The organism is Streptomyces sp. NPDC088785 (genome assembly GCF_044750685.1).
Lineage (GTDB): Bacteria > Actinomycetota > Actinomycetes > Streptomycetales > Streptomycetaceae > Streptomyces.
This window is the reverse complement of the sequence record NZ_JBIVKH010000017.1, coordinates 1-13,384: the sequence shown is the minus strand read 5'-3', so window position 1 is coordinate 13,384 and position 13,384 is coordinate 1. Positions and strand designations below refer to the sequence as shown.

Sequence of the window (13,384 nt, the reverse complement as noted above, 5' to 3'; positions counted from 1 at the left end):
CGGACCAGGGGAGCGTAGTCCCTCCGGTCACGTTCCGGAACGGAAGAGGCGCTCATTGTTGCCTCCCGCAGGCATCTTTCGGCCCGGCCGGGCCGGAGGGCCGGCGTCCGTCCCGGCCCGCGGTCTGCGGCCCGCGTACCACGGCCAACTCCTCTCGGGGCGCAGTTCGTTGGCGAGGTCGACCAGGGCGAAGAAGTCCCGCTCGTCCGCGCTGTGCGGGGCCAGTGCGCGGATCGCGTGGGAGAGCGCGAGCCGGTCCCCGGTGCGCAGGTACTCCGCGTACGCCGACTCCGCGGCCAGCGAGGCCCGTTCGGCCTCGGCCAGTCCGAGGCCCGCCGCGGCGGCGGGGTCGGGCGCCGGTCCCGGCTGCTCCAGCGAGAGCCGGAACCGCGCGATGTGCGCCTCGCGGGCGAAGCGGAACTCCTGGGCCAGTCCGTCGACGATGCGGGCCGCGGCGGCGGGTCCGTCGGCGCGGTGGGTGGTTCTGGCCAGGCCGAATCCGGCGGCGCCCAGTGCGGGGCTGGTGGTGAGGACGGTGCGGTAGTGGGTGGTGGCGAGCGTGGGGTCGGCGGCCTCGACGCACAGGCCGAGCACGAGCTGCGGCACGAGTTCGCCGGGCAGCGTCTCGCGTACGTGGGTGAAGTGGGTGGTGGCCCGGGACAGGTCGGTGGCGCGCAGGGCGAGCAGGCCGCGGTACCAGTGGGTGAGCCAGTGCGCGGCGGGCAGGGGCAGAGCGTCGAGGACGGTGGCCGCCTCCTCGGTCTCGTCGGCCCGCAGCAGTGTCCGGCAGGCGTCCAGGCGGCTCTGCACGGCGGTGGTGACGTCGGCGTCGTCGGGGTCGTGGACGGGCATCGGCAGGGCCGCCGCGACCGCTCGCGGTCCGGGGGTCTCGAAGAGGGGCGGCAGGGTCAGCCGGGCCGGGGCGTCGGCGGTGGGCCGCTCCAGGGCGGCCCGCGCCCAGTGGCCGAGGGGCCGGGGCGCGCCGAGCCCGCCGTGCAGCGCCTCGGGCAGCGTGCCGAACAGCGCCGAGGCGCGGGTGACGCGGCGGCCGGTGGCGGGCGCGGCCACGACCTGCCGGATGACGCCGCTGAGCTGCTCGCCGAACTGCCGTGCCGAGGTGAACCGGCGCTGGGGCCCGGCGCCGTGCACGGCCCGGTCCAGGAGCAGTTGGAGGGAGCGCACGCCGGGGGCGGACGGGTCCTTGGTGAGGTCGAGGGAGGTCTCGGCCAGGGTCACGCCGAGCCCGTACAGGTCGAAGCCGGGGGTCGGCCCCTGGGTGTACTCGGCGTCGCCCGGGGGCGGTGCGTACCGCTCGGTGTACTCGGACAGCGGCGCGGTGTCGGTGACCGAGCGGACCGCGCCGAAGTCGATGAGCCGGACCCGGTCGAGGGCGCCGGACGGTGCGGTCTCGGCGAAGCGGATGATGTTCAGCGGTTTGACGTCGCAGTGCAGCAGGCCGCGGGCGTGCAGGTAGTCGAGGGCCTGGAGCAGGCGCAGGCCGTGCGCGAGGAACGTGGCGAGCCGGTCGCCGCCCGCGGCGCGCAGCGCCTCGCCCGGCACGTACTCCAGGACCAGGTAGGTGCGGCCGTGCTCCTCCTCGTAGCCGAGGATGCGGACGATGGCGTCGTGCCGCAGGCCGACGAGGACGTCGCGTTCGCGGTCGGACCCGGCCAGCGCGGTGCGCAGTTCCTTCAGGACGACGTCGGTCTTGAGGTTGCGGTCGTACGCGAGGTAGGCGACGCCGTACGAGCCCTGCCCGAGGAGCCGGCGCACCTCGTAGCGGCCCGCGATGAGGAGGCCCGCGACCTGGGTGAAGTCGAAGCGGGTGCCGCACAGGGCGCAGAATCCGGTGATCCGGCCGGGGCGGCCGTCCGCGCTGCGTCCGACGGGCCGGCCGCAGCCGGGGTTGTGGCAGTAGCGGTGCTCCTCCGCGACGGGGCCGGTCTCCTGGCCCGGCTCCCCCGCCGCGGCGGCGCCCGGTGCGTCGGGCAGCCGGGTGTCGTCGACGAGGGTGAGGCCGTACCAGGGGTCGGGCCGCACCTGCGCGACGCCCCGGCCCGCCGCGGAGGACGGGGCGGGCGGCAGCGCCTTGAGGCCGCAGACCGGGCAGAACCCGTCGGTGTCGAGCGTGCCGCGCCCGCACGCGGGGCGGTTGCATCGGGTCATGGCGTCACCCTTCGGCGATGCGGCGGTTGACGGCCGCGGCGTAGCGCGGGACGCGCCGGGCGGCGGCCGCGAGGTCGACGGGGGCGGCCCGCAGGGCGCGGTTCGCCGCGGTGAACAGGGTGCCGAGTTCGGGGTCGGCGGCGCCGAAGTGCTCCTCGGCGAGGGCGCGGTAGAGCTCCAGGCGGACGGTCAGGTCCTCGTGCGCGGCGTCCATCGCGCGCACCTCCGTGAGGTAGGCGTCGACGTCGGCGGCGGCGGCCAGGGCGCGGTCCTCGATGGCGGCGATCTCGGCGTGCGGGAACGTGGCGCGGGCGACGGCGAGCCGCACTTTCAGCCGGGGTGCGCGGCCGTGCGGCAGCCGGGGCGGGGCCAGGAAGCGGCGGGCCGTCGTGCGTTCGGCGGCCAGCGCCTCGGCCTCGGCCCGCGCGAGCCGCACGACGGCCGCCCGCGCCCGGTCCTCGGTGACGGTGCGCGGGGGGTCGGCGCCGGGCAGCGGCGTCGGGTCGAGGTGCACGTGGTACGGCAGGTCGGCGGGCGGTTCGCCGCCGCAGCCGAGGACGAGGCGCAGGCCGCGGGTGCGGGCGTCGCGGGCGAGCGGGATCAGGAGGTCGGCGAGGAGGCGGCCGGGGTCGGCGGCGCCGTCGACGCCGTCGAGGATGACGAACGGCGGGGGTCTGCGGCGCAGCAGCCGGCGCACCAGGTCCGCGGGTTCCCCGTCGTGGCCGAAGCCGAACCGGTGGGCGAGATAGGCGCCCACCTCCTGCGTGGTCCTGCCGCGGGCGTCGTAGGCGGCGTCGACGGCGCCGAACGGCAGAGCGGTGCCGCGTGGCGCGCCGCCGTCGGGTGCCGGGGCGCGCGAGGTCTCGGTGAGGCGGACCAGCCAGGAGGAGCCGGGCCCGGTCCGGCGTCCGGTGGCGACGAGGGCGACGCCCGCCCAGCCGCCGGTGAGGAGGCGGGCCAGCTCCTGGGTCAGGGCCAGTTGCAGCGGGTCGCCGAGGTCGGCGGCGGGGTCGCCGCGCGAGGGCACCTCGATGCCGACGCCGCGCACGTAGGGGTCGATCCGCCGTCCCAGGTAGGTCTGCATCGTGTCGACCGGGACCATCCAGGCGGCCCTGCCGTTCTCGTCGATGTAGTCGGCGACGACGATGCCGATGACCTGTCCGGCGAACGCGCCGTCGAGGGCCATCACGCCGGCGCCGGAGTAGCCCGGCTGGATCCAGGGCCGCCCGTCGTGCATGCGGTTGAGCAGGCCCCATTCGCCGGCCCGGCCGCCGGACCCGGCGAGTTCGGCGTCGACCCCGATGCCGTAGGGCTCGAAGGTGGGGAAGCCGTAGACCCGTACCTGGCCGCCGGAGATGGGCACCTTCCACAGTTCGGTGAGCCCGGCGTGTTCGACGGGCTCGTCCAGGCGCAGCAGGGCGACGTCGCCGCGCCGGGAGCCGTCCTCGAAGGCCCAGGCGTCCTCGACGACGCGGGCGGTGCGTCGCCACTCGGGTGCGCAGACGGCGCTGCGGACCCGGAGGTACGCCGAGGGGCCCGCCGCCGGGTGGGCCTCGGCCTGCTGGACGACGTGCGCGCAGGTCAGCACGGATCGGTCGTCGAGCAGCACGCCCGCCCCGCAGGGGCCTCCGTGCCGGTCGTCGATCCGTACCCGCCACGGCCTGTCCGGCCGCTGATCCGGCGTCATGTCGCCACGCTAGTACAGGTGTTGACGTCCGAGACAGAAGGCGTCGGGCGGCCGGTCCCGGCACGGGAGCGGTTCGCTCCCGTGCCGGGGCCGGCCGAGGGGTTCGGGTCAGCGGGTGAACACCGCGACCGTGCGGGCGGGCACGGCGAAGGTGCCGGACCCCTTGTCGTACGCGGCGGTCCTGACGACGGGGTCGGAGCCGCCCGCCTGGACCGGGTGCAGGCGGTAGCCCGTGCCCGCGAGGTCCGGCACCGTCTGCCGCTGCGCCTTGGGGGTCGCGTTGAAGACGATGACGAGGTCGCCGAGGCGGGCGGTGACGACGCCGGGGGTCTCGTCCTCGCCGGAGAGCGGGAAGGACAGCTTCCGCTGGACCTCGGCGGCGGTGGACAGGTGGAAGGCGGACTCGCCGGTGCGGATCCGCAGCAGGTCCTGGTACGCGGCGGAGGTCCCGTCGATCGCCGCGCAGTCCGGGACCGGCACGGAGGCCAGCAGGGGTCGGGCGTAGGGCCACTTGGCCCGGTTGTCGGCGGCCGGGGGCAGCCCGCGCCCGAAGCCGTTGCCCGTGCGGCAGTCCCAGTGGACGGCGTTGAACCAGTCGCCGCTGTCGTACGCGTTGCGGTCGAGGGACTTGGAGCGCAGCAGGTCGGTGCCGGCCTGGGAGAGCGCCGGTCCCTGCGCGAGGGCGGCGGTCGCCAGGGCGACGACCTGTATGCGGGAGCGGTCGGCGGTGCCGGTCGGGGCGGGCAGCTTGTAGGTGAGCGCGTCGTAGAGCGATTCGTTGTCGTGGGCGTCGGCGTAGGAGAGGGCGTCGCCGGGGGCCGCCGCGTAGCCGGCGGCTGCGCCGTTGTAGTCGACGTCGGAGCCCTTGACCTGCTTGCCGTCGGTGTCGGTGAACCGGTATCCGGCCAGGTTGCCGCTCAGGCCGACCTTGATGAGGTCCTGGTAGTGCAGGAGGCGGGCCCGCTGTTCGGCCGCGGTGCCGTTGGCCGCGGATGCGTTGGGGTCGGTGTAGAGGCCGCTGGCGAAGCCCTGGACGCCGGGGTCCTCGTCGAACGGGGAGCCGCCGCGCACGGCGTCGCGGGAGCGGTCGTTGAAGGTGGCGATGCCGGTGCCCGCCATGTTCTTCTGCGTGGCCTGCACGAAGCGGGCGTCGTCGGCCACCTCGCCGAAGTTCCAGCCCTCTCCGTAGAGGATGATCTTCTTCCCGTCGACGCCGTCCTTCTGCACGGTCAGGGCGTCGAGGGCGGCGCGCACGGCCAGGATGTTGGCCTTGGGGTGGTGGCCCATCAGGTCGAAGCGGAAGCCGTCGACCTTGTACTCCTTGGCCCAGGTGACGACGGAGTCGACGACGAGTCTGCCCATCATCGTGTTCTCGGGCGCCGTGCCGGAGCAGCAGGTGGAGGTGGCGACGGAGCCGTCGGCGAGGAGCCGCTGGTAGTAGCCGGGCACGATCTTGTCGAGGACGGAGGTCTTGTCCTGGCCGCTGCCGGCGGTGTGGTTGTAGACGACGTCCATGACGACGCGCAGGCCGTCGTCGTTGAGGGACTTCACCATCTGCCGGAACTGGACGGTGCGGGCGGTGCCGTCGGGGTCGGTGGCGTAGGAGCCCTCGGGGACGGTGTAGTGGTAGGGGTCGTAGCCCCAGTTGTAGGCGTCCTCTGCGGCGCTCGCGGCGACGCACTCCTGCTGCCGCTCGCTGTCGGCCGGGTACGCCGCGAGGTCGCAGCCGGGTGCGGCGGGGCGGGACGTGCCCTCGGGGACGGTGGCGATGTCGAAGGCGGGCAGCAGGTGCACGTACGAGGTGCCCGCCGCGGCGAGCTTCCTCAGGTGCCTGGAGCCGTCGCTGTTCCTGTCGGTGAAGGCGAGGTAGGTGCCGCGGTGCTTCTCGGCCGCTGTGCGGTCCTCGACGGAGAAGTCGCGGATGTGGAGTTCCTGGATCTGGGCGTCCTTCATGGCGACGGCCCGGGGTTTGGTCAGGGACGCCCAGCCCTCGGGGGCGAGGGCAGGGTCGTCGAGGTCGGCGACGAGGCTGCGTCCGGAGCCGGCGGTGAGGGCGACGGAGTAGGGGTCGGTGACCTTGTTCACGACGGTCCTGTGCACGCTGGGCGCCCAGACCGTCACGGCGTACCGGTACTCCTCGCCCTTCCAGGCGGCCGCCGGTCCGGTGGCGGACCAGACCCCGCTCGCGTCGTCGCGCCGCATCGCCAGTTTCCTGCCGCCGAGTTCGAGTGCGACGGTGTGCGCGGTCGGCGCCCACACGGACAGGGTGACCCTGCCGTTCCTGAACACCGGCCCCAGCGGGGTCCGTCGGGCCCGGGCGGCGTACAGGTCGTCGAGGACGCCCTGGGTCTGCACGCCGGTGGCGGCGACGAGCGCGCCGTTCGCGAGGCGCTGGGTGAAGACGATCTGTCCGTCGAGCGCCCGGCGCACGCGGTCGCGGTCGCGCGGGTCGACGGTGAACGCCGTGTACTCCTTGAGGTGCGGGTACGCCGTCTTCTGGGCGTCCGTGAGGGTGGCGGGGGTGAGCCGGAGCCAGCGGCCCTCGCTGCTGAGCGCGCCGTCCTCGACGGTGATGCCGCCGTCGCGGGCGTACACGAGCTGGGTGGAGGCGGCGGCCCCGGAGGCGACGGAGCCGGGGACGGCCACGGTGGTGGCGTCGATCCACTGCGCCCGCGCCGCGCCGAGGTCGAGGTCGGGGGCCGACCCGACGGACGGCAGCAGGTAGTCGGTGTCCCCGGAGTTCAGCCACACCTCGTGGCCGTACGTGGTCAGGTCCAGGGAGCGGTCGCCGGGGACGTCCTTCTCGTCGCCCTTGTGGAGGATGTAGCTGAGCGAGGTCGCGCCCTCGGCGAGGGGCACGTCGAAGGTGATGCCGTAGGCGTCCTTACCGGTCGGCGCGAGCGGCTTGGTCCAGTCGGTGCCCTGGGCGGCGCCGGTCCAGGTGTGCAGTCCCCAGCCGGCGTAGTCGCCGTCGGCGCGGTGGACGTGGATGATCGCCCTGGTCGTGTCGGGGGCGGGGTAGACGCCGTCGGGCCGGGTCGTCGACTGCCCGTCCTCGCCGTGCTCGACCCAGACCTCGCCGGTCCTCGCCAGGTCGACGGTGCGTTCGGGTCCGTCGGCGGTGCCGTCCTTGCGGACGGTGTACGTCAGCGAGTTCGCGCCGTCGGGGACCGGCACCCAGGCGAAGGCTCCGTAGGCGTCGCGTCCGGTGAACGCTCCCGTGCTGTCGCCGGACGCGAGGGTCCAGCCGGCGTAGTCGCCGTCGGCGCGCCGGTAGTGCACGACGGCGTGGGCGCGGTCCACGGCGCTCGGTCTCTCGGCCGCGGGGGCCTGTCCGGCCGTCGTCGACGCGAGGGCGTGCGCGGTGCGTCCGCCGCGGTCCACGACCACGGCCTTGTAGCGCAGGGCGGTGCCGGCCGCGACCTTCGCGGAGAGCGCCTGGGTGACCTGGTAGGGGGCGTGGTCGGCGGTGCCGAGCGTCTTCCAGCGGCCGGTTCCGACCTGGGCGGCGAACACGACCCGGGCGCCGGTGGTGGCGCCGGGGTCGGCGGTGACGGTGACCGTGCCGGTGGCGCCGGCCCGCGGGGCCTTCAGGGTGAGCGTGGGCCTGCCGTGGGCGGCGGGCAGTCGGCCGTCGGCGCGCAGCACGGCCGACGCGAGGGCCGGGACCGTGACCTCCACCGTGCCGTTCCGGGCGGTCGCGGTGCCCGAGCCGCCGTACACCTTCGTGAACGTGGCGGACTCGACGGGCAGTTGCACGGTCTTCGGCTCGTCGGCGTTGTTCACGGCGACGACGTACTCGCGGTCGTCGCCGGTCCGCGAGAACGCGTATACGGAGCCCTTCGCGTACAGCTCCTTCTGGACGCCGTCGGCGAGCGCGGGGTTGTTCCTGCGCAGCTTCGACAGGGCGGCGATGTCCCGGTACAGCGGGTGCGCGGGGTCGAAGGCGTCGTCCGCGTGGGTGCGGTCGGTGCCGATCTCGTCGTCGTCGAGGTAGTCGGCGACCTTGGAGGCGAACAGGGTCTGGCGGGCGTCCTTGTCGCCGCCCGCGCCGGTGAAGCCCTGCTCGTCGCCGGAGTAGACGACGGGGTTGCCGCGGGCGAGGAACAGCAGTTCGTTCGCGAGCCGGTCGCGCCGCAGGAGTTCGGTGTCGTCCGCCTTCGGGTTGTCGGTCTTCAGGAAGGAGCCGAAGCGGCCCATGTCGTGGTTGCCGAGGAAGGTGACCTCGTTGTAGGCGTTGGCCTTGTCGGTGGTGTAGCGGTAGTCCTGCGCGAGGACGCCGGCCAGTTCGCTCGCGGCTCCGCCCTGGGAGACGTAGCGGCGCAGGGCGTCCTGGAGGGGGAAGTCGAGGGTGGCGTCGAGGCGGCCCTCGGTGACGTAGGGGGCGGTGACGGCCGGGTCGGCGGAGTAGGTCTCGCCGAAGATGAAGAAGTCGTCGCGGCCGTGGCGCGCGGCGTACGCGTCGAGGGCGGTGGCCCACTGCGTCCAGAACGTCATGTCGACGTTGCGGACGGTGTCGACGCGGAACCCGTCGATGTCGAAGTCCTCGACCCACTTCTCGTAGATCCGCTCCAGGCCGCGGACGACCTCGGGGCGTTCGGTCCACAGGTCGTCGAGGCCGGTGTGGTCGCCGTTCAGTCCGCTCTCGCCGGCGAAGGTGGAGTCCCCGCGGTTGTGGTACATGGTCGGGTCGTTCAGCCAGGACGGTCTTTTGACGTCCTTCTCGGCGGGCGCGGTCGTCGGTGTGTACGCGAACGAGTCCTCGTCGACCGGGCGGCCGGGGTCGGCCGTGTCGTCGAAGGGGCGGCCCTGGGTGTCGAGGTAGGGGTAGGCGCCCTTGCCTCGGTAGGCGTGGGTCTGCTCGGTGTCGGTGAGGACGTCGGCGGTGTGGTTGGTGATGACGTCGAAGTAGACCTTCATGCCCTTGGCGTGCGCCCGGGCGATGAGGGTCTCCAGGTCCTGGTTGGTGCCGAAGTGCGGGTCGACGCGGGTGAAGTCGGTGATCCAGTAGCCGTGGTATCCGGCGCTCGCGCTGTCGCCGCTGCCCTGGACCGGCTTGTTCTTGAAGATCGGCGCCATCCAGATCGCGGTGGTGCCGAGGCCCTTGATGTAGTCGAGCCTGCGGGTCAGGCCCTTGAGGTCGCCGCCCTGGTAGAAGCCCTTGTCGGTGGGGTCGAAGCCGGTCGCGGTGCGGCTTCCGGTCAGTCCGCCCCGGTCGTTGCCGGTGTCTGCGTTGTCGAACCGGTCCGGGAGCACGAAGTAGTACTGCTCGCGCGTCGCGTCGTCGCGGGCGGGCTGCGCGGCCAGCGCGGCGTCGGACGGCGGCCGGGGCGGGGCGGGCGCCGCCGACGCCGTGGTGGCGGTGTGCAGCGCGGTGGCGAGCAGCGCGGTGACGGCCGCGACCGTCACCGCCCTGGTGCGGGACGCGCCGCGCGCGCCGGTTCTTCGGTTCACCTTGTCGGGCCTTTCTGGAACGGTTCCGCGGGTGCGGACGGCCATACGGAGCCGGACCGCCCGGTGCCTGCGGGGAGGCGGGGCACCGGGCGGTCGGTGGAACAGGTGGGGCGGGTGGGATGGCAGGGGTTCAGGTGGTTGGTGTGACGTGCCGCTGCGGTGGGGTCGGCGAGGTCAGTTGCGCCAGGTGTCCGTGAGGGCGACGACGCCGGACGAGGTGACGGTCGCGGTGCGGTTGGCGCCGCTCTCCCAGGTGACGTTGCCCGCGGCGTCCTTGCGCAGGTACTTGTACGCGAAGGAGGTTCCGGCGGGCAGCGGCACGTCGAGCTTCCAGACCGGGTAGGCGCCCGGGTCGAGCTTCAGGGCGTTGCCGGTGTTCCAGTTGCCGAGCTGGTCCTTGTCGCCGGTGACGTAGATGTTCTGGCCCCAGGAGGTGGTGGCCGTGACGTGGAAGGAGGCTCCGGTGGTGGGGTTCGTGGGGGTGCCGCTCCCGCCGCCGCAGGTCCTGGCTCCGGTCTGGACGGCGAGGGCGGTGTTCGGCGCCAGGGTCGCCGTGAACTGGCCGGCGGAGTTCACGGTGACGCCCTTGCCGCTCTGCACGTCGCAGTAGTCGCCCGCGGGCAGGGACGTCTGGAAGGTGCGGGTGAGCGCGGACGACTCGTGGTTGAGGGCGACGTACGCCTTGGCGCCGCGGCCGAACGCGATCTGGTTCGCGCCGTTGTCCCACCAGTCGGTGACGGCCTCGCCGCGGGCGGTGTTGCGCCAGGCGACCATGCCCGCGATCTCCCGCCAGGCGTGCTGGCACTTCCAGCCGTCCGTGTAGCAGGCGCCGACGGCACCGGAGTCGGGCGGGCCCGCGTCCTTGTCGGTCCACTCGTAGCCGGAGTGCACGTCGGGCGAGCCGTACGGCCAGGCCAGCATGAAGACGCCGGCGAGGGTGTAGGTGGCGCCGTCCTTGTAGGTGAGGGTGTCGCCGCCCCGCTCGGTGTCGTGGTTGTCGACGAAGACGCCGGCCCGGCCGGAGGGGAGGTAGCCCCAGGACTCGCCGAAGTTCTTCAGGCTCGCGAGCTTCTCGCCGCTGAAGACGCGCTTGAGGTCGCGCGCGTAGCGGAACTCCTGGACGTCGCCGGTGCCGGTGTACTCGCCCGGCGAGACGGCCTCCCCCGCGCCGTAGATGACCTCCTGCTTCCAGTACGCGTCCGGGTTGGTCAGCCGCGACTTGATGTTCGCGAGGTCGGCGGCCGCCATGTGCTTGGCGGCGTCGATGCGGAAGCCGTCGACGCCGAGGGAGAGCAGGTCGTTCAGGTAGCCGGCGAGGGTGGCGCGGACGTGCTCCTCGCCGGTGTCGAGGTCGGCGAGACCGACCAGCTCGCACTCCTGGACGTTGGTGCGGTCCTGGTAGTTGCTGATCGTCGCCGTGCAGTTGTCCATGTCGGCGGCCGAGTAGACGCCGGGATAGGCGTACTTGGTGTACGAGGTCCCGCCGGTGCCGGTGCCCGAGCCCGCGGCCATGTGGTTGATGACGGAGTCGGCGACGACCTTCACGCCCGCCGCGTGGCAGGTGTCGATCATGTTCTTGAAGGCGGTCCGGTCGCCGAGCCGGCCCGCGATTCTGTAGCTGACGGGCTGGTACGAGGTCCACCACTGGGAGCCCTGGATGTGCTCCTGCGGCGGGGAGACCTGGACGTAGCCGTACCCGGCGGGGCCGAGGGTGTTCGTGCACTCCTTCGCCACGGAGGCGAAGTTCCACTCGAACAGCACGGCGGTGACGTCCTTCGTGCCGGGTGCTGCGGCCTGTGCGGGGGCCGGTGCCGTGACGGCGGCAGCGGCTCCCGCCAGCACGGCGAGTGCGGCAGCCACGGACTTTCTGGCCATGGTTCCTCCTGTTCGGAAGGGCAACGCGCCATGCCCGTACGCCTGTCGGGGGGATCGGTTGAATCTTGCTGCAAGTGATTGCGGGGCGACCGTATGAGGGACCGTCAGCACGGTCAACCCTTTGGACAGAGCGTTCTCAACTCGCTGGGGAAAACCGCGGATTCTCCCTGCAAGGACTTACGCAAATATTCCAGCGGTGTTACGTTCGACCACGCTTCCGGTCCGGCGCCGGGGGCCCGGCCGCGCCGGGCCCCACGCGCCCGGCGTCCGGACCGGCGGCACCCGGCACCTCCGGTCAGGCGGTGCGGCGCGCGCGCTGCGCGGTCGACCCGCGCACGACCAGCTCGGGCTGGAACACGAACTCCGTGCGCTGTACGGGCGTTCCGCCGATCTCCTCCAGGAGGGCGCCGACCGCCGCCGTGGCCATGGCCTGCACGGGCTGGCGCACGGTGGTCAGGGGCGGGTCGGTGAACGGGATCAGCGGCGAGTCGTCGAAGCCGGTGACGGAGACGTCGCGCGGCACGTCGAGACCGCGTTCGCGCACGGCCCTGATGACGCCGAGCGCCATGGGGTCGCTGCCGCAGACGATGCCGGTGCAGCCGAGGTCGAGCAGGGCGCCGCCGGCCGCGTGGCCGCCCTCGACGGTGAACAGGGTGCGCTGGACCAGCTGTTCGGCCTCCTCGCGCGGCCGGCCGAGCATCGCGTGCAGGGCGGCGACGAATCCCTCGGCCTTGCGCCGGGAGGGCACGAACCGGGTCGGGCCGATGGCCAGGCCGATGCGTTCGTGCCCGAGGTCGACGAGGTGGCGGACGGCCATCCGGGCCGCCGAGCGGTCGTCGGGCGACACGAACGGCGCGTCGATGTGCTCGTTGAAGCCGTTGATGAGGACGTAGGGCACCTTGCGCTCGGTGAGCCGCAGGTAGCGTGCCGCGTCCGCCGTGGTGTCGGCGTGCAGCCCGGACAGGAACACGATGCCGTTGACGCCGCGTTCCTCCAGCTGCTCGACGAGTTCGTCCTCGGTGGCGCCGCCCGGCATCTGCGTGCAGAGCACGGGCGTGTAGCCGTACCCGGCCAGCACCTGCTCGATGACCTGTGCGAACGCCGGGAAGATCGGGTTGGTCAGCTCGGGGATGACCAGCCCGATGAGTCCGGCGCTGCGCCGGCGCAGGCGCACCGGCCGCTCGTAGCCGAGGACGTCGAGCGCGGCGAGCACCTTCTGCCGGGTGGCCGCCGCGACGCCGGGTCTGCCGTTGAGGACCCTGCTGACCGTGGCCTCGCTGACCTGTGCCTGCGTCGCGACGTCGTGGAGCCGCAGGGTGCCGCCGCTCTCGGCGGCACCCTGCGGCGGGGAGAGCGTCACACGGTCCACCAGACGGTGCAGTCGGCGGGCAGGTCGACCACGCCGTCCGCGACCTCGACCGCACGCGACGCCAGCAGCACCGCCCCCGGTGCCGGGAGCCGCACCGCATCACCGGTGGTGTTCACCGTGCACACGAAGCCCGGCCGCTCGAAGACCAGCACCCCCGCCGGCACATCCTCCCGCCACACGACACGGTCCCCCGCCCCCAGACCGTCCTGGGCACGGCGCACCGCCAGCGCCGAGCGGTACAGCTCCAGCGTCGAGCCCTCCCGACCGGTCTGCGCCTCCACACTCAACTCCCCCCAACCGTCGGGCTGCGGAAGCCAGCTGCCGCCCTCACCGAACCCGTACGACGCTCCCCCGCGCGTCCACGGGATCGGCACCCGGCACCCGTCACGGAACCCGTCCTGGCCCTGCGCCCGGAAGAACGACGGATCCTGACGCACCTCGTCGGGAAGATCCGTCACGTCCGGCAGCCCCAACTCCTCACCCTGATACAGATACGCCGACCCCGGCAGCGCCAGCATCAACAACGTCGCCGCCCGCGCCCGCCGCAACCCCACCTCCCGGTCCCCGGCCGTCCGGATCTGCGTGCCCAGACCCGGCGGATTCGCATACCGCGTCGCATGCCGCGTCACATCATGGTTCGACAGCACCCACGTCGCCGGCGCCCCCACCGGACGCATCGCGTCCAACGACGAGTCGATGATCCTCCGGAGTTCGGTCGCCTCCCACGGAGCGCTGAGGTACTGGAAGTTGAAGGCCTGGTGCAGTTCGTCGGGCCGCACGTAGTTCGCCGTGCGCTCGACGGTGGGTGTCCATGCCTCCGCGACGAAGATCCG

The 13,384-nt window shown here is 73.3% G+C and carries 6 protein-coding genes; all 6 read right to left on the bottom strand.

Features of this window, described 5'->3' with window-relative positions; all coding sequences use genetic code 11:
* Window positions 1-27: 27 nt before the first annotated feature.
* The gene (locus tag ACIP5K_RS31635; RefSeq protein WP_401415075.1) at window positions 28-2,166 is read right to left on the bottom strand and encodes a tetratricopeptide repeat protein; all 2,139 of its coding nucleotides are present in this window, start codon (window positions 2,164-2,166) and stop codon (window positions 28-30) included.
* 4 nt (window positions 2,167-2,170) lie between these two features.
* Window positions 2,171-3,853, bottom strand: a complete 1,683-nt coding sequence (locus ACIP5K_RS31630; protein WP_401415073.1) for a trypsin-like peptidase domain-containing protein — start codon at window positions 3,851-3,853, stop codon at window positions 2,171-2,173.
* Window positions 3,854-3,961: 108 nt separating this feature from the next.
* The gene (gene pulA, locus ACIP5K_RS31625) at window positions 3,962-9,352 is read right to left on the bottom strand and encodes a pullulanase-type alpha-1,6-glucosidase (RefSeq protein WP_401415071.1); all 5,391 of its coding nucleotides are present in this window, start codon (window positions 9,350-9,352) and stop codon (window positions 3,962-3,964) included.
* 129 nt (window positions 9,353-9,481) lie between these two features.
* Window positions 9,482-11,182, bottom strand: coding sequence for a carbohydrate-binding module family 20 domain-containing protein (locus tag ACIP5K_RS31620; RefSeq protein ID WP_401415070.1), 1,701 nt, complete (start codon window positions 11,180-11,182; stop codon window positions 9,482-9,484).
* Between the two features lie 295 nt (window positions 11,183-11,477).
* On the bottom strand, window positions 11,478-12,554 hold the full coding sequence (locus tag ACIP5K_RS31615) for a LacI family DNA-binding transcriptional regulator (RefSeq protein WP_401415325.1): 1,077 nt from the start codon (window positions 12,552-12,554) through the stop codon (window positions 11,478-11,480).
* The coding region (locus tag ACIP5K_RS31610) for an alpha-amylase family glycosyl hydrolase (protein WP_401415069.1) at window positions 12,539-13,384 on the bottom strand (846 nt) is incomplete at its 5' end. The genes ACIP5K_RS31610 and ACIP5K_RS31615, both read right to left, overlap by 16 nt.